Origin of the sequence: Sneathiella glossodoripedis JCM 23214 (assembly GCF_000616095.1) — a bacterium.
Taxonomy (GTDB): domain Bacteria; phylum Pseudomonadota; class Alphaproteobacteria; order Sneathiellales; family Sneathiellaceae; genus Sneathiella; species Sneathiella glossodoripedis.
Map to the genome: position 1 here is coordinate 779,177 of NZ_BAMS01000001.1, position 16,848 is coordinate 796,024.

Annotated in this window: 18 protein-coding genes, 1 tRNA gene and 1 pseudogene; 11 read left to right on the plus strand and 9 right to left on the minus strand. The window is 46.2% G+C overall.

The genetic code is table 11. From position 1 onward, the window contains the following. The 3 genes and pseudogenes from JCM23214_RS03910 (at position 1) to JCM23214_RS03920 (ending at position 2,295) form a co-directional block, all read left to right on the plus strand. Positions 1 to 730, plus strand: a pseudogene (locus tag JCM23214_RS03910) (ABC transporter ATP-binding protein). Further along, on the plus strand, positions 730 to 1,077 hold the full coding sequence (locus JCM23214_RS03915; protein WP_025897673.1) for a DUF6867 family protein: 348 nt from the start codon (positions 730 to 732) through the stop codon (positions 1,075 to 1,077). The pseudogene JCM23214_RS03910 and the gene JCM23214_RS03915 overlap by 1 nt, the downstream one beginning before the upstream one ends. A 120-nt stretch (positions 1,078 to 1,197) precedes the next feature. Next, positions 1,198 to 2,295 (plus strand): branched-chain amino acid ABC transporter substrate-binding protein, encoded by a 1,098-nt coding sequence (locus JCM23214_RS03920; RefSeq protein ID WP_025897674.1) that lies wholly within the window; start codon positions 1,198 to 1,200, stop codon positions 2,293 to 2,295. Positions 2,296 to 2,344: 49 nt separating this feature from the next. Here JCM23214_RS03920 and JCM23214_RS03925 read toward each other — a convergent pair whose 3' ends face one another. From JCM23214_RS03925 to JCM23214_RS03935, 3 genes are all read right to left on the minus strand, one after another. Further along, on the minus strand, positions 2,345 to 2,530 hold the full coding sequence (locus tag JCM23214_RS03925) for a hypothetical protein (RefSeq protein WP_025897676.1): 186 nt from the start codon (positions 2,528 to 2,530) through the stop codon (positions 2,345 to 2,347). A gap of 49 nt (positions 2,531 to 2,579) precedes the next feature. Continuing rightward, a tRNA-Leu gene (locus JCM23214_RS03930) sits at positions 2,580 to 2,665 on the minus strand. 85 nt (positions 2,666 to 2,750) lie between these two features. Next, positions 2,751 to 3,464 (minus strand): response regulator, encoded by a 714-nt coding sequence (locus JCM23214_RS03935; RefSeq protein ID WP_025897677.1) that lies wholly within the window; start codon positions 3,462 to 3,464, stop codon positions 2,751 to 2,753. 236 nt (positions 3,465 to 3,700) lie between these two features. Here JCM23214_RS03935 and JCM23214_RS03940 point away from each other — a divergent pair, with 236 nt between their 5' ends. From JCM23214_RS03940 to JCM23214_RS03950, 3 genes are read left to right on the plus strand one after another with little or no spacing between them, the layout of a single operon-like run. Beyond that, a complete protein-coding gene (locus JCM23214_RS03940) occupies positions 3,701 to 4,282 on the plus strand; it encodes a YqaA family protein (RefSeq protein ID WP_025897678.1) in 582 nt (193 codons plus the stop codon). A 21-nt stretch (positions 4,283 to 4,303) separates the two neighbouring features. Continuing rightward, a complete protein-coding gene (locus JCM23214_RS03945; RefSeq protein ID WP_025897680.1) occupies positions 4,304 to 4,816 on the plus strand; it encodes a disulfide bond formation protein B in 513 nt (170 codons plus the stop codon). After that, on the plus strand, positions 4,797 to 5,381 hold the full coding sequence (locus JCM23214_RS03950) for a demethoxyubiquinone hydroxylase family protein (protein ID WP_025897681.1): 585 nt from the start codon (positions 4,797 to 4,799) through the stop codon (positions 5,379 to 5,381). Before JCM23214_RS03945 ends, JCM23214_RS03950 begins: the two co-directional genes overlap by 20 nt. Before the next feature lie 7 nt (positions 5,382 to 5,388). Here the strand turns inward: JCM23214_RS03950 and JCM23214_RS03955 are convergent, their stop codons facing one another. From JCM23214_RS03955 to JCM23214_RS03970, 4 genes are all read right to left on the minus strand, one after another. Then, on the minus strand, positions 5,389 to 6,117 hold the full coding sequence (locus JCM23214_RS03955; protein WP_025897682.1) for a PilN family protein: 729 nt from the start codon (positions 6,115 to 6,117) through the stop codon (positions 5,389 to 5,391). A gap of 116 nt (positions 6,118 to 6,233) precedes the next feature. Then, positions 6,234 to 6,785 carry an HNH endonuclease gene (locus JCM23214_RS03960; RefSeq protein WP_025897683.1) on the minus strand — a complete coding sequence of 184 codons (552 nt, stop codon included), beginning with the start codon at positions 6,783 to 6,785 and terminating at the stop codon, positions 6,234 to 6,236. A 129-nt stretch (positions 6,786 to 6,914) separates the two neighbouring features. Then, on the minus strand, positions 6,915 to 7,547 hold the full coding sequence (locus JCM23214_RS03965) for a DNA-3-methyladenine glycosylase family protein (protein ID WP_025897684.1): 633 nt from the start codon (positions 7,545 to 7,547) through the stop codon (positions 6,915 to 6,917). Position 7,548: 1 nt separating this feature from the next. Next, positions 7,549 to 8,829: a S41 family peptidase gene (locus tag JCM23214_RS03970; protein ID WP_025897686.1), complete on the minus strand. Its 1,281-nt coding sequence runs from the start codon at positions 8,827 to 8,829 to the stop codon at positions 7,549 to 7,551. Between the two features lie 128 nt (positions 8,830 to 8,957). Between JCM23214_RS03970 and gluQRS the strand changes: the two genes are divergently transcribed. The 3 genes from gluQRS (at position 8,958) to JCM23214_RS23280 (ending at position 11,625) form a co-directional block, all read left to right on the plus strand. Continuing rightward, a complete protein-coding gene (gene gluQRS / locus JCM23214_RS03975; protein ID WP_025897687.1) occupies positions 8,958 to 9,812 on the plus strand; it encodes a tRNA glutamyl-Q(34) synthetase GluQRS in 855 nt (284 codons plus the stop codon). A gap of 55 nt (positions 9,813 to 9,867) precedes the next feature. Then, positions 9,868 to 10,641 (plus strand): substrate-binding periplasmic protein, encoded by a 774-nt coding sequence (locus JCM23214_RS03980; protein ID WP_025897688.1) that lies wholly within the window; start codon positions 9,868 to 9,870, stop codon positions 10,639 to 10,641. A gap of 711 nt (positions 10,642 to 11,352) precedes the next feature. After that, positions 11,353 to 11,625, plus strand: coding sequence for a hypothetical protein (locus JCM23214_RS23280; RefSeq protein ID WP_148301761.1), 273 nt, complete (start codon positions 11,353 to 11,355; stop codon positions 11,623 to 11,625). A 23-nt stretch (positions 11,626 to 11,648) separates the two neighbouring features. On the opposite strand, the gene JCM23214_RS22050 is transcribed toward JCM23214_RS23280, so the two are convergent. After that, positions 11,649 to 12,005 (minus strand): helix-turn-helix domain-containing protein, encoded by a 357-nt coding sequence (locus JCM23214_RS22050; protein WP_025897690.1) that lies wholly within the window; start codon positions 12,003 to 12,005, stop codon positions 11,649 to 11,651. Between the two features lie 449 nt (positions 12,006 to 12,454). On the opposite strand from JCM23214_RS22050, the gene JCM23214_RS03995 reads away from it, so the two are divergent. Then, on the plus strand, positions 12,455 to 12,991 hold the full coding sequence (locus tag JCM23214_RS03995) for a hypothetical protein (RefSeq protein WP_025897691.1): 537 nt from the start codon (positions 12,455 to 12,457) through the stop codon (positions 12,989 to 12,991). A 284-nt stretch (positions 12,992 to 13,275) separates the two neighbouring features. Here JCM23214_RS03995 and JCM23214_RS04000 read toward each other — a convergent pair whose 3' ends face one another. Next, the gene (locus JCM23214_RS04000; RefSeq protein WP_025897692.1) at positions 13,276 to 15,282 is read right to left on the minus strand and encodes a methylmalonyl-CoA mutase family protein; all 2,007 of its coding nucleotides are present in this window, start codon (positions 15,280 to 15,282) and stop codon (positions 13,276 to 13,278) included. Positions 15,283 to 15,537: 255 nt separating this feature from the next. On the opposite strand from JCM23214_RS04000, the gene ccrA reads away from it, so the two are divergent. After that, a complete protein-coding gene (ccrA, locus tag JCM23214_RS04005) occupies positions 15,538 to 16,842 on the plus strand; it encodes a crotonyl-CoA carboxylase/reductase (RefSeq protein ID WP_025897693.1) in 1,305 nt (434 codons plus the stop codon). The last annotated feature ends 6 nt before the right edge of the window (positions 16,843 to 16,848 follow it).

The following is a 16,848-nucleotide window of genomic DNA, read 5'->3' on the forward strand; positions in this document are numbered from 1 at the left end:
ATGGCTGATACACCACTTCTGCAGATTAAAAATGTTGAAACTTTTTTATGGCAAAATTCAAGCTTTGCGGGGCGTGAGCCTTGATGTTTATGAAGGGGAAATTGTAACCCTTATTGGCGCTAACGGTGCGGGAAAGTCCACACTGATGATGACGATTTGCGGTGATCCTCGAGCCTCAAGTGGTCAAATCATTTATAAGGGTGAGGATATCACCCATGTGCCGACCCATGAAATCATGCGCCGTGATATTGCTCAGTCACCAGAAGGTCGGCGGATATTTCCGCGTATGACGGTTCAGGAAAACCTTCTCATGGGGGCCGCGGTTACAGATCAAACCCATCTAGAAGAAGATTTTGCGCGTGTGTTTGAGCTTTTCCCTCGTCTTAAGGAACGTCGGGAGCAGCGCGGGGGGACTTTGTCTGGAGGGGAGCAGCAAATGCTTGCCATCGGCCGCGCGCTGATGGCGCGACCTAAACTTCTGCTACTTGATGAACCGTCTTTGGGGTTGGCACCACTTGTCGTTAAGCAGATTTTTGACGTCATCAAGGAACTTAATGAAAAGGAAGGGCTAACCGTATTTCTAGTGGAACAAAACGCCTATCATGCCTTGAAACTGGCTCATAAGGGGCATGTAGTCGTGAACGGTGCCATTACCATGAGCGGAACTGGCAAAGAGTTGCTCGCCAAAGAAGAAGTTCGGGCTGCATATCTTGAAGGAGGAGCGCACTAATGGGAATTCTTTGGGAAAACAGTGCTGCTGCATTTTTTATTTTTACGGTGTTGATTGCTGGTGGCGCAGCCTTCATGTCTGGCAAGGCGTTGGCTTCACAATGGCGTTCAATCTGGCATCCAATTCGCTACATGCTGTTGCTTGGACTTGCGGATCGGTTCTTTCATTATGCACTGTTTGATGGAACTTTGCTTTCACTGCACTATTATATAGTGGATACAGCAGTGTTAATCGCTATTGCACTCCTTTCCTATCGCTTGAAGCGAGTGCAGCAGATGGTTTCTCAATATCCCTGGCTTTATGTCAAAAAGGGGCCTTTTGCTTGGGGAGAGAAGCAGCCGTCTTAATATCTGCACAATATACAGGTATTATTTGTAAAAATACTCTTTGCAAATCAGTGATTTTAAGACAATCATCGCATTAGAGTGGTTTTGGAAGATTTACTAAAAACTAGGGAGACAAGTTAAATGAAAAAACTTCTATTAGCTGCGACCGTATTATCCGCAGGCATGCTGGCATCAGCCAGTGCATGGGCTGATATTCAGATCGCGACAGCAGGCCCAATGACAGGTCAATATGCAAGCTTTGGTCAGCAGATGAAAGCTGGTGCAGAGCAGGCAGTTGCTGATATCAATGCTGCAGGCGGAATTAACGGTGAAAAACTGGTTTTGACAGTCGGCGACGATGCTTGTGATCCGAAACAGGCTGTTGCGGTTGCCAACCAGATGGTTTCCAAAGGCGTTGTTTTCATGGCAGGCCATTTCTGCTCAGGATCTTCAATTCCAGCGTCAAAAGTGTATGAAGAAGAAGGTATCATTCAGATCTCACCTGCTTCTACAAACCCAAAACTGACAGACGAAGGTGGTCCGAATGTTTATCGTGTCTGCGGTCGTGACGATCAGCAGGGTCAGGTAGCTGGAAAGCTGTTGGCGACAGAATATAAAGGCAAAAACATTGCCATCCTGCACGATAAAACAGCTTACGGTAAAGGTCTTGCAGACCAGACAAAAGCTGCCATGGAGAAAATGGGCGGTGCGCCAGCAATGTATGAAGCTTACACCGCTGGTGAGAAAGACTACACAGCACTTGTTTCTAAAATGAAACAGAGCAACATTGATGTCGCTTATGTTGGTGGTTACCACACAGAAGCTGGTCTGATTGTTCGTCAAATGCGCGATCAGGGCATGAAAACTCAGCTGGTTTCCGGTGATGCGCTGGTGTCTGCTGAATACTGGTCAATTACAGGTGATACTGGTGCAGGTACATTGTTCTCCTTCTCACCAGATCCACGTAAAAATCCCGCTGCCTCAAAACAGGTTGCTGCATTTAAAGCTAAAGGTGTAGATCCGGAAGGATATGTTCTCTACACTTACGCCGCTGTGCAAGCATGGGCACAGGCTGCAAAAGCTGCAGGTACAGCGGATCCAGAAAAAGTTATGGCTAAGTTGAACAGCATGAAATTTGATACCGTTCTTGGTAATCTGTCATTCGATGAAAAAGGTGACGTTACATTGCCAGGTTATGTTTGGTACGAATGGAAAAATGGTACATATGACTACCGTTAAGTTGCCATAGCGACAGAAAACCCCGCGATGTCGTCGCGGGGTTTTTTTATTATAAAACGACTTGGGTTTTCTTCATAAGCTGCTCAATCAAGTCCACAACCTGAACATTTACCTTCGCCCTTGCCTGTTGCATCACAGTTTGAAGATCAGGGTTTTGTAGGTTCATCTGATTGGGGTAAAAGCTATGCAGGGCCTGCATTAACAGGTGCGTGAACCCAGCCTGTAAGGCCCGCATTCATGTCGTCTGAGAACCGGTTTCCAAATATAGATGATATAAAAAGATATGGTGCCCCTGGCCTGACTCGAACAGGCACGCCCTAAGGACAACAGATTTTGAATCTGTCGCGTCTACCAATTCCGCCACAGGGGCTAATCCGTGGAAGTAGACGCACTATAGCGATGAATTTAGTGGGGTCAATATCCGCTTTTCGCTTTTTGCAGAAAAATGAGGCGCATTAGTCGAGAGTTGTCAAAATTGTATAGCCTGAACCCCGGACCGACTTGATCATTTGGGTTTTATTTTCATCAATTTCCAGCTTTTGTCTCAAACGCCGAACAAGTGCGTCAATATTGCGACTATTTTCACGCAGTTCTTTGTTAAAGATCTGTTTGCTCAAATGATCCCGGCTGACAGGTTGGCCCGGTGTTTCCAGCAAAATGCGAAGAAGCTGAAATTCGGCCATTGTAAGAGGAACATCTGAGCCGTCCGGTGCAGCCAGTTTGTGGTGCGGTAAATCAAGTTCCCAACCGGAAAAATTGACCAGCGTTTTGACGTCAGTATTTTTGCCGTTTTTTTCTTTATTACCGGACGAGCGCCGAATTACACTTTTGATCCGGGCGAGTAATTCGCGACGATTATAGGGTTTTGCCACATAGTCGTCCGCACCCATTTCCAGACCAATAATCAGATCAACACTTTCACCCTTACCAGTCAGGATTATAACACCGACATCGGACCTTTCTTTGAGATAGCGTGTCAATGCCAGCCCATCTTCGTCCGGTAGCATTAAATCAAGCAGCACCAGATCGAAATTATCTGATGCGAACACCTGACGCATTTCTTCTGCTGTCGCAGCTTCGGAGACTATATAATTTTCGCGTTCCAGCGTTTCACGTAATACATCACGTAATTCAGCCTCGTCGTCGACAATTAGTATCTTCTGCATCATTGGGGTGTTCTGTCCTCACTCAGAGTTGCGTATAAGGGCACTTTCATCCCACACAACCATCCTGTAATAAAAAAGTTACAAAATCAATAGTATGCTTGTATTCAATTAAATTCTTTTCATCTAATAGAGTAAAATCCAAAGGTATCATAACTGAAATCTGTCCGTTTATAACTTGCGATTTATTTAAAAACTCAATTAGATTGTGACAAGTGTGTATTAGACCTTGGACTTGGTGAATGATTCGTAAACTTTATGATTATACAATGGGCCTTGCTGCCAAACCACAGGCAAAGGGCTTTTTGGCAACAGTTTCATTCATCGAGAGTTCTGTTTTTCCAATCCCACCAGATGTCATGTTAATTCCGATGGTATTGGCTAACCGTAAAGAGGCATGGAGAATTGCTGCCATATGCAGTGTCTTTTCTGTGTTGGGCGGCATATTGGGTTATGTGATCGGATATTATTTTTTCCAGCTCATTGGAGAGCAGATTATCGCCTTTTATGGCTATCAGGATAAATTCCTGCGCTTTGCCAGCGGATATTCAGAGTGGGGGGGCTGGATAGTCGGGTTTTTTGGCCTGACACCCTTTCCCTATAAAGTGATTACCATTGCCAGTGGGGCGGTAAGCCTCAATCTTGGCATGTTTATCTTTGCCTCTGTCGTCTCTCGCAGCGCCCGGTTTTTTCTCGTTGCATGGTTGTTGCATAAATTTGGGGAGCCAATCCGGGAATTTATCGAAAAATATCTCGGCATACTGACGATCCTGTTTTTTATTCTCTTGTTCGGCAGCTTTGTGCTTCTTAAATATGTGTTCTAACAGGTGGGTGCAGGTGCGGATATGAGCAGGCTCTATGACAATGCGTTGGTGGTTTCACTGTTTGTCAGTGTTGCTGTTTTAGTTGCGGTGTTTGTGGCGCAATATGGGTTCGATCTGAAACCATGTGTTCTATGCGTTTATCAACGCTGGCCTTATGGCGCAGTTATTCTGTTAAGCATACTTGGCATCCTAGCCTCCCGTTATGTGCAACGAAAATATCTGCTTTTGATATGTGCGCTCGCTTTTGCCACAACCGCTTCAATTGCCTTTTACCATGTAGGGGTTGAGCAGCACTGGTGGCTGGGAACATCATCCTGTACGGCTGATGCAGGAAAAGTTAATTCACTCGCGGAGTTAAAGGCTCAGATTATGGCGGCTCCCATCACCAAATGTGATGAAATTGCATGGCAATTATTTGGCATTTCAATGGCGGGGTATAACTTTATACTGGCGGCATTAATGGTAATCTTCACGCTTTTGTCTGCTAAACGCGAATTTATGAAAGAGGATGAGCATGACGGCCCAAAAAGTTAGTAAGGAAACAGCGAAACGCCGAACTGGCGATGGCCGCCAGCCAGGTGATTTGAACAAGGAAGAGCTTCTTGAGCGAATGATCCGTGTCGATCACGCCGGTGAGTTCGGAGCAGTCCGCATTTACGAGGGACAATATGCGGTTTTGAAAAACACCGATCAGGCCGAGACCATTAAGCATATGATGGAGCAGGAAGTCGTTCACCGTGAGAAGTTTGAACAACTGATTTCGGAAAGACGCGTTCGCCCTACTATCCTGTCACCCCTGTGGCACGTTGCCGGATTTGCGCTTGGCGCAGGCACCGCGATGCTGGGAAAAGAAGCCGCTATGGCATGCACAGAAGCTGTTGAAGAAGTCATCGATGAGCATTATCAGCAACAGATAGAGATGCTTGGGGATGACGAAAAGGAACTTAAGGAAACGATCCAGAAATTTCGCGACGAAGAAATCGAGCACCGGGACATCGCCCGGGAAAAAGGGGCTAGTGAAGCCCCGGGCTATGAACTTTTAACTGGTGCTGTAAAAGCAGGTTCGAAACTGGCTATTTGGTTATCTTCGCGGGTTTAATGCTGCTTTAAGGAAAGTCGCAGCGAGTTACTGTAATACTCGCAAAACTTTGGCGCCCTTTGACAATATTGAAACGGTATTCGTTTGTACCAAAAACCAGACTTTTCTGAATTGGAAGCAGACCTTCCAATTTCTCGCTTCTCCCGCCCAGTTGGGTAAAGGTGATCGTGACCGCTTTGGTTGGGTCGTACCAGGCTTCCGGTTTCCCTTCTTCATTCAGGGTCGGTTCACCGTCACCGGTAACCGTAACAGTTCCATTTCCAAGGCTGATCGAATTGTCAGGGGATTGGTAGATCGGAGTATTGACAATGAAGCGCTTGGTTTCGGGATTTTCATCGCATCTGCTCTTGTTCTGAACAAGTGAAATCACGTTTAGCAGCCGCGTTGCATCAACACCATCTTCCATTCGCGCTCGCACCAGGTCCAGAATTTCCAGTGTCGGGCCCGTAGGGATTTCTTTTTCAAATCGATCCCGCCAAGCGCGCGCCTCAGTTAAGGCAGCGCTCTGTTTGTCCATTGCAGCTCTGATTTTTTCATTCAGATTAGTGTTTTCCTGCGCCAGGATATCAAGTTGATCCTGATAATTGGCAACACGTCTGTCGGCTTCGGATTGGCCTTCAAAATATCCATAAGCGCCCGCACCACCCAGAAGGCAAATATAGAACAGGAACTTAAAAAATTTATTGCGGCGCTCCCGCGCCTTTTTCTTTTCAGAAAGGCCTAGTCCGTAATTCATGATGTTGTCACTGTTACTGGAAAAATACGAGGAATATCTACGCCCTGTATTACTAGGTCAACTGATCAAACGCAAGAGAGGAGGTTTGTTCTGTAACAATTGATCGGTATTTAGGTCTAATCCAGCAACTCTGCGTCCCAATATAGAAAGTCTCTCCAGCTCTCATGTAAATAGTTTGGAGGAAAATGACGTCCCATTTCATTGAGGTTTTCAGCAGATGGAATATAGGGCTTAATTTTTGGAAACATGCGCGCTTCCTTCGGAAGGCGTCCGCCTTTTTGCATGTTACATTTTGCGCAGGCAGTTGTAATATTCTGCCACGATGTTTGACCACCTAGGCGTCTGGGAAGTACATGATCGAATGTCAGATCATCTTCAGATCCACAATACTGACAGGTAAACCCGTCTCGTAAAAACAGATTAAATCGTGTGAAAGCAGGTTGTCGTTTGCGTTGAACATATCGTTTCAGACAGATGACACTTGGAAGGCGCATTTCGAAAGTAGGCGAGTGCACCACACGGTCATATTCAGAAACTATATTAACCCGACCCAGAAATACTGACTTTAGCGCATCCTGCCATGACCACAGCGATAAGGGAAAATAGCTGAGGGGGCGGTAATCTGCGTTTAAAACCAGAGCAGGAAAATGTTCTGCTGACGCTGTCACTGATCACAAGCCTCTTGTAAGGATAGGTGATAACAGTAGTTTGGCGCGCAATGACTAAAAAATCAAACCCTAATACAGTATTTTGTGTTAATCTTTTGTGACCCTACTGTATATCGGGCGGATTGCGGGTTATTTGCCCAAACGGGTCGATGGCTTTACCACATCAGAATAATATCGCCAGAGAATTCGCGCACCTAATGTGCGATAGGGGCGTAGCGGTTCTGAATACGCATCCATTAATGACACATCGGGCCGTGTATCGAGATTTTTTAAATGTTGCATCGCTGTTTGCAGGGCGACATCCCCAGCGGGCCAAATATCCTGCCGGTTCAGGCAACTAATAAGATAAATCTCAGCAGTCCAGCGGCCAATCCCTTTAACCGAAATCAACGCGTCAATTGCGTCCTGGTCGCTAAAATCTGACAGCGCATCCAAATCAAGACGCCCCTCCAGAATTTCGTTGGCGAGTGAAAGGCAATATCGGGCTTTTGGATGGCTGAGCCCAAATGACTTCAATTCATCCTCTTGATAACCCAAGAGGGTTATTGGGGTAAAAGGAGATACCGCGTCGGTCAACCTTTTCCATATAGATGCAGCACTGGCCAGAGAGACTTGCTGTTCTATAATAATCTGGCATAAATGCTTAAAACCAGCTGGTTTGTAGCGACTCGGAAGAGGAGAAATCAATCCAAGAGCGCGTTCAAAGTCTAGATCATTACGGCGGATGTGGTCGATGGCTTCAGCACATGGTTCATCACGCATTTCATTGCATATTGGCTGTTGCCGCTGTCTGAACAGATAAGTGGCAATTGAGAACGGATCCGGCCCGTGCGATGGGTGCCAGTTCATCTTCATTTGCCTGTGAAGAGTCAGTAATGTCGGGTTTTATGCCTACTCCATTGAAAGAGGCTTTACCTCCTGCGGTAAAGCGACCGGTTGTCAGGCGAAGGCCACCCCCATTGTCCAGATCAAACAATGTTTGCATGGTGCCTTTTCCATAACTGGTTTGGCCCATAATCTTGGCGCGCTCCTGTCCCTGCAAGGCCCCTGCAACAATCTCAGCGGCAGAGGCGGAACCATTGTTGATCAGAACAACAATGGGTTTTCCGTTGATGCGGTCGCCAGGTACGGCATCTTCTTTGGAAAAAGCGTGACCTCTGTTTTCAGCGGCAAAAATATTGCCCTGTTCCAAAAACTGATCGGCTACATCGACAGCGGATGTGACAAGACCGCCCGGGTTATTGCGCATGTCCAGAATTACGCCGCAAAGAGAGCTGCCTAATTTGGCGTTAAACACGTCGAGTGCCTCATCAACACTCTCCGAGGTTTTGCGATTGAATGTCTGGATACGAATATATCCAACATCTCCATCAACACGATATTCTACCGGTTCGATGTCGACAGCTTGGCGTCGGATTTTCAGCCGAATAGGTTCTGAAATATTTTCGCGTACTATCGTTAGCTCCGCCAACGATCCTTCCGGGCCACGCAATTTTTCAACTGCTTTAATCAGGGACAGGCCCTTGATGGGCGATCCATTAAGGTGAGAAATGATATCGTTGGGTTGAATGCCTGCTTTTTCTGCGGGTGATCCTTTGATCGGTGTAATTACCGTCAATTTACCATCTCGCATTTCAATTCGAACGCCAAATCCGACAAACTTACCTTCAAGATTATCCTGATACCTTTGGTAGGCTTCGGGAGTCATGTAAGCTGAATAGGGGTCGAGGGACGAGAGGACTGCATTAATCGCCAAAGTGAGGGCTTCTTCGTCACTTTCACGGCCCATTGCCAACTCTTTCAGTGCCACATCAACAAGTTTATCGGGGTCGACTTCATCGACATAACGCTCTTTCATACGCAACAATGCTTCTGAAAAAACTTTGCGGTCACTGCGCGTAAACTCACCATGTATCGGGTCACTGTTATATTCAGCTACGAACCGTTCTAACGCACCTTCTATTGATCTGTCCTTAGCAAAGGGCAGGGTGCAGGCGGTCAGTAGCAGAATTACATTTGCAACTATTAAGGTTTTGCGAAGCATTGGCACCCGAAGAGAGTTAATAAACTGTTAATTAAGCTAGCCACTCGTCGTCCTTGTTGCAAGGGAAGTTGCGTAAAATTCTGATTTTCCAGTTCTGTTTTTGCACACATGAGGTTAAAACAGCGTTTATGACAATCGTAACCCGTTTTGCCCCCAGCCCTACCGGCTATTTACATGTTGGTCACGCTTACTCTGCATCCCTTGCTTATCAAAAAGCGAAGGGCGCGGGGGGGCGATTCATTCTGCGAATGGAAGATATCGACGGCACCAGGTGCCGGGCGGAATTCGAAGATGCAATTTTCGAGGATCTCGCCTGGATCGGCCTTGAATGGGAGCAACCTGTTCGGCGCCAAAGTGAGCATTTGGATGACTATGCCGCTGTGTTGGAGCGCTTGTTTGCACAGGAACTGATTTATCCCTGTTTTTGCACGCGCAAAGAAATTGCCGCCGAGATTGCCAGAAGTCATTCCGCGCCGCATGGCCCCGATGGCCCGCTTTATCCCGGAACCTGCAAGGAACTGAGCGCGGATGAACGCGAAGCGAATTTTTCAAAAGGACTGCCATACGCATTGCGATTGGATATGAGCAAGGCCCTCGACAAAGCGGATGTATCTTCACTGTACTTTGAAGAATTAGACAAGGGTTTCATTCAATGCGATCCAGAGCGTTTTGGCGATGTCGTCCTGGCCCGCAAGGAAACCCCTACAAGTTACCATCTAGCAGTAACTTTGGATGATGCCTTGCAGGGAGTTTCACTGGTTGTTCGCGGACAGGATCTGTTTGAAGCGACGCATCTGCACCGGCTTTTGCAGCATTTGCTTGCATTACCTACTCCCAAATATCTGCATCATGGGCTGGTAAGTGATATAAAAGGTCGCCGGCTAGCTAAACGCGACAAATCTGCCACCCTTAAAGATATGCGCGAAAACGGCTACAGCCCCGAAGACATCAGAAAGTTGATCGGCTTCTCTGTTAAATATTAGATTTACATGAATGAAAAGTGCTATGCTGGTGTAAAGACAATCGAAAGTGGTAATCATGTCTTTAACCTGTGTCAAACGTTGGATGATTGGTGCTGCTGTGCTGTGCCAGATCGTTTTTGCGCTTCAGCCCTTGGATGCTTACGCCAATGACTGCGTAGAAATGCGTGCTTCGGGCCCGCCTGTTTGGCCGCCCTATGTTATCCCGGGCAAGGATAGTAAGTTGCGGCACGGAATTGCTTTTGATTTGGCCAAAAACATATTTTCTGGCCTCAACGTTAAATTTGTACAGGACGCTCCCAAGCCATGGCGCCGCGTTGTCAGGGAATTGAAAAATGGGGATATCGATTTTGTAGTTGCGATTTTGGATGATGCTGAGCGGCGTGAGCATTTCGAATACTCCATCCCGTGGACGTTTGACACCTACGCGGTCATTAAACTGCGGGGCGGTGACTGGGATTACAGTTCTGTAGAAAGTCTAAAAGGGCGCCTTGGTGCGTATTATTCTGGGATCAGATTACCCCCTCCGTTGAACAAGATTATGACCGATGGATATAAAGTTGCATCGGTATCAATCGTCCGTAACCTGTACCGCATTTTATTGGAACGGCGTGTTGATTATCTGGTGGTGTCGGTGAAGTCTTTTTTTGAACTGATGCCCGACATTTACGAGAGAGAGGAGTTCCAGATCTTGGAAAAATCCTCAGTTCATTTGCCAATACATATGGCTTTTTCCCTAAAATCGAAATGCCGAAAATATCTAAACAGTTTGAATGCGGCGCTGCGAGACTATCGAGCGAAAACAGGGGTTGGGCGCGACCAGGTAAATTAAATTCACGAGTGAAAAGGAAATATTGCTCCGATAACTGGGCGTTGGATGGATGCAATGATTACACCGATTTACCCGGCTCTAGTGGCTATCTTGATGGTGATAATGTCAACCTTGATTGCCATTGCACGTCGGCGCAATCTCGTTTCAATAGGAGATTCGCACCGAGTAACCAGATAAGAGAACAGTTTAGCAAATTTTCAATAATTAGGTGATATATTGTAACTTAATAATGTAAAAATATCTCATAACATCGAATTATGTAGATAATGTCCGGCCTGATAACTATTCTTATATTAGAGAGCCCCGAATTTTCTAAAGGAGAAGAATGTTTAATTTGGAGTAAGTGAAATGAACTATATGAATGGTGAAAACCCTCCAGGGTCCTTAGCGAAGATCAATGATCGGAATTCACTTAGTCAATTAGTTGAAGCGAATTCCGAACCCATAACATTTTATAAGTTTTCGACTAGAATTAATGGACGGGAACAACTGCATGAAATTTCAGAGGATACAAACTTCATTATATGCAAAGATGAGGACACCCTAAGGGCTTACCTCAGATCAAAACGCCCGCCGCCCTTTTTGCACTTCCCATGTTATGCTCAATCAGCATTTTTAACGGAAACTCTACTATATTCAGGCCCCGATAGATCAGCCGCTCATCAAATATGCAGGCTGACAAAATACATTGAAAGTCGGAAGAATTTTCAGTTGCCGGAGTTGGCGCGAAGCAGTTCAAATACGTTTTTGTTCAAAGGGTTTGGGTATTGGATCAGTGAAATCAATGATGACGTTGTTTCAGTCCGCAAACCAAACGGCTCTGAGTTTCAGAAATTTGAGCAGTTGGCGTCCGCATTTGTGGTCGTGTATGCTTTGTTTCTGGCGAGTTTTGATGGCGAACCAAGCGCTCGATTTGCCGAAGAGGATGTAACTGACCAATCTCGGTTCAATAGGCCTGTTAACAGAGATAATTTTTTAAATTAGGCTCCAAATTGGTGCTGAATGTCTCATTTACTCTCAAATCGTTTTGCTAATGATTTAGTGAGCACGACGAGTGCGGCTCGTTCTTCTTTTGGCAATTCGCGAAAGTCGGTTAATAGTTCATCGACTTCTGGTAAGTCCTTGTATTTATTCAGAACATTTGGCGGGAATAGTTGACTTGGACTAATCTGTAGGACCTTGCTAATTTCGTACAGGCGACCAACAGACAATTGCTGACGCCCATCTTCATATCTTTGAATCTGTTGAACGCTAAGATCAAGTTGTTTTGCAAGATATTCTTGGGTGAGTTTTTGTGCTTTTCTTATCTTTTTTATTGAAGATGCTATGTGAAGGTTAACTTCGTTAAGTTCTTTGCTATCCATCAACACTCCCCTTCTAATTCAAGGCAATGTCGCCACAAAGTCTGCGGCTATGAATTTCAAAAAATAGGTTTGAAAAAAATCGACGCTTCATGCTCGGTATTGAGTATGAAGCCCTCTTATTTGATTGAATGCAGGCCTGTGAATTGCTCCGCATTCAATTTGCAACTTCAAAATTTGGCAGTGCGCTCAAATTTGAGTAACGAAAGAACATATTATAATGAAGAGCTAAATAATCAAGTATTAGAATGTATAAAATTTGTAATTTTTGTAACCAATGGTTGTAGATTAAGTATAGTTTAATACAAAAATGTTCTTTTTTGTATTTTTGTTAACAAAATAGGGAGAATTTACTCGAAAGAAAATGACGTGATAGTTAAGATGTAATAGTTAGTACAAAATAAAGTGATGTAGTTTCTGGAAAATAGTAAAAGACTTATGGCGGATAAGCGATGTCTGACGACGGCGAAAGCGATGGTGGGGGAGGGTATTTTCAAATTCGTCCAATCGGGATTACCGGCTTTTTCTTCGATTTGGCAAGGTTTGAAATTCTTCACCGGCCAGATTTGCTGCCTTTTTCTGACCCACTCTTGATTAAAGTCATCGAAAAAATTGCTCCAATACACCATCGAAATAATGTTGATATATTTTCGAGGCCTTACGTCACCGGGATTTTGACAATGGCACGGGATGTTTCGATTTGGACACATGAGCAAATAGATGATTCATCTGCGCAATTGATCCCTGTTGGCGAAACGGGGTTTTCAATTCTAAAACGCCGACCCTGTGAAGATGAAAAAGACCCATATAATCTCGTCGAGTTGGTCAACGATAGTGTTCTCAACGATTTGGAAGATGTCTATTGGGTGATTGCGTTGGGAAAATTATTGAGATCCCATTACATTGAAGGCGTCGATATATTTGATAATTTATATCAAAATGCCCTAATGTATCGATTGGGTGATGCAGAAAAAAATGAAATCAACTGAAAGTAAAGTGTTGAAACATATAGTTTATTTTTCTCTTGCATTATTTATTAAAATAATCTAATTGACCGTTCGGTTGGTTTCAATTTGAAGGGTATGTTGAACAGTAAACGGCTTGTTCTCGCCCGTATATAGTTGAAACCAAAACGGCTTACTTTGAATTTTACGATGAGTGAGCTCGTAAACGCCTAAGTGCTGTAGGCTTGACCTGGAAGAGGAGAGATTATCTGTACCCCTCCCCCAAGTGATGTCTCTCCTCTTCTTTCTTCGGTAGTAACCGTTAAACCTCAGGCCGGTTCGCTTTCCTGATCCAGGACGATATCAACCATGTCCGACATAATATCCTCCATTTTAAAATCTTTAGGAGTATAGACCGCTTTAACTCCGCTGCGTTTGAGAGCTGTAGCGTCTTCGGGTGGGATGATGCCGCCGACCACGACCGGAATCTTGTCAAGATTTGCCGCTTTCAACCGTTTGACAACATCCGTTGCCAGCGACAGATGTGAACCTGATAGGATGGAAAGCCCGATCATATGAACTTTTCCTTCCTTTGCGGATGTGACGATCTGCTCTGGTGTCAGTCTGATCCCTTCATAAACAACCTCCATCCCGCAATCCCTTGCAGAAACGGCAATTTGTTCTGCTCCATTTGAATGGCCATCAAGGCCCGGTTTACCAACCAGTACTTTGACAGGGCGACCCAGTCGTTTGGCGGCATTGGCAACTTTATCTCGCAATTCTTCGCTGGCAGCGGGGTTGTTGGACGGGGCGGCGCTTACTCCTGTGGGGGCTCGGTACTCTCCATAAACGGAGCGCAAAGCTTGTGACCACTCGCCGGTTGTGACCCCAGCTTTTGCGGCTTCAATGGAAGCTGGCATGATATTTTGTCCGGATGTGGCGGCATTCTTCAGTGCTTTAAGGGCTGCCGCTACTTTCTTTTCATCTCGTTGGGCGCGCCATGCATTCAAGCGTTCGATCTGTTCGGCTTCAGCTTTTGGGTCGACCGTCATAATGCCGCCATCGCCAGCCTGCGTTAGCGGTGAAGGAGTGGATTCGGTGAATTTATTCACGCCCACAACGGTAATGTCGCCTGAAATGACAGATTGGACGCGGTTGGTATTTGACTGTACCAACGCTTCTTTCAAATAGCCGCTCTCTACGGCGGCTACTGCGCCTCCCATTTTTTCAATAAGCGCCAATTCTTCCCGTGCGGCCTGTTTTAGCTCCTCCACCTTTCTGTCAATTTCAACGGATCCATCGAATATATCGCCATATTCCAATAAATCGGTCTCGAATGCGACAATTTGCTGAAGTCGCAAGGACCATTGCTGGTCCCAAGGGCGCGGTAGACCTAGCGCCTCATTCCAGGCGGGTAATTGTACAGCACGTGCGCGTGCCTTTTTGGATAAAGTTACCGCCAGCATTTCCAGCAGGATACGATAAACGTTGTTTTCTGGTTGCTGTTCTGTCAGGCCGAGTGAGTTGACCTGTACGCCATAGCGAAAGCGGCGGAATTTTTCGTTTTCGACTTTATATCGCTCCAGAAGGATCTCATCCCACAAGTCCACGAATGCTCGCATCTTGCACATTTCGGTGATAAAGCGAATTCCGGCATTGACGAAAAAGCTGATTCGGCCGGTTGCCGCTGGAAAATCCTCGGCACTGATTTGACCGGAATCCCGCACGGCATCCAGAACCGCAATCGCTGTGGCCAGTGCGAATGAAAGTTCCTGAACCGGCGTGGCCCCAGCTTCTTGCAAATGGTAGGAGCAGACGTTGGTTGGATTCCACTTGGGAACTTCCTTGTATGTGAAGCTGACGACATCTGTAATCAGCTTCATGCTGGGGGCTGGCGGGAAGATATATGTTCCACGGGACAAATATTCTTTAATGATGTCGTTTTGTACTGTTCCTTGCAGGGATTTTCTGTCAGCACCCTGTTCCTCCGCCACAGCGATATAGAGCGCCAGTAGCCACGCCGAAGTCGCGTTGATCGTCATGGAGGTGTTCATTTTCTCCAGCGGGATTTGATCAAAAAGGGTCCGCATATCCCCCAAGTGGCAGATCGGAACACCGACTTTGCCGACTTCTCCGCGAGCAAGTACATGATCCGAATCGTACCCGGTTTGAGTTGGTAAATCAAAAGCAACAGAAAGACCGGTTTGACCTTTTCCCAAATTGGTTCTGTAGAGCTCGTTTGATGCTTGAGCAGAGGAATGACCCGAGTAGGTTCGAAATAGCCAGGGGCGGTCCTTTTTGACTTCAGATGCAGGTTTTTCAGTGTTTTCGCTCATCTTGCTCATAATAATCTTTCGCCGTTAAACTACAATCGGGTCACTTATTTCTTATTTGTTTTCCCAAACGTAATATCATATCTTTGTGTTGCGGCGCAAAAAAAACTTGCGCTGCGTCACAAGGTTTGTAATCTGCCTATTATTAACGTTGGAGACACGTTTTACGAAGAAAAAAATGATGCGCTGCGGTATAGTATTCTGTGGCGTGCAGGATATCAGGCCTGCGAATGATTAATTGAGAAGAGGATTCAAGTGATGTCTGCGAGCGAAGCCGTTACCCCAACTGACCCAGCAACCCTGACTTCTGGTGCGCCCGTCAAGGATCTTTATGAGGTTGGTGAAATTCCGCCGCTCGGCCACGTGCCGTCCAAAATGTACGCTTGGTGCATTCGCCGTGAACGTCATGGTGTTCCTGAAAAAGCAATGCAGGTGGAGGTGGTTGATACACCGACACTGGACAGCCACGATGTGCTTGTTTTGGTAATGGCTGCTGGTGTGAACTACAACGGTGTATGGGCAGGCTTAGGTGAGCCGATTTCCGTTTTTGACGTTCACGATCAGCCTTATCACATTTGCGGCTCCGATGCTTCAGGTATTGTGTATGCGGTTGGCAGCAAAGTGACCCGCGTTAAGGTCGGTGATGAAGTCGTGGTTCATTGTAATCAGGACGATGGGGATGATGAGGAATGTAACGGTGGTGATCCGATGTTTTCTCCCTCCCAGCGTATCTGGGGTTACGAGACACCGGATGGGTCTTTCGCGCAGTTCTGTCGGGTGCAGGATCGTCAATTGATGCCACGCCCAAAGCATCTGACCTGGGAAGAAAGTGCCTGCTATACACTGACACTTGCCACTGCCTATCGTATGCTCTTTGGTCATCGTCCTCACATCCTGCGTCCCGGTCACAATGTCCTGGTTTGGGGTGCATCTGGCGGTTTGGGCTCATTTGCGGTGCAGATCTGTGCGGCAGCGGGTGCAAATGCCATCGGCGTAATTTCCGACGAATCAAAACGAGATTTTGTCATGTCACTTGGTGCTAAAGGGGTCCTCAATCGGAACGATTTCGATTGCTGGGGACAACTGCCCAAAGTGAACGGCGAAGGCTTCTCGGAATATATGAAGAAGACTCGCGAGTTTGGTAAGGCTATCTGGGAAATCACAGGCAAAGGTAATGATGTTGATTTCGTCTTTGAACATCCCGGTGAAGCAACATTTCCAGTCTCCTGTAATGTGGTGAAACGCGGCGGAATGGTTGTTTTTTGTGCGGGTACAACAGGCTTCAACCTGACGATGGATGCGCGGTTTGTATGGATGCGCCAAAAGCGTATTCAAGGTAGCCATTTCGCGAACCTGAAGCAGGCTTCGCAGGCCAACAACATGGTTATCGAGCGTCGCATTGACCCTTGTATGTCAGAGGTTCTTCCTTGGGACGATATCGCCCGGGCACATACCAAAATGATGAATAACGAGCATAAACCGGGCAATATGGCAGTACTTGTTTCTGCTAAATATCCTGGGCTTAGAACTTTTGAAGATGCGATTGAAGCCGGGAACGCTTGACGTTCC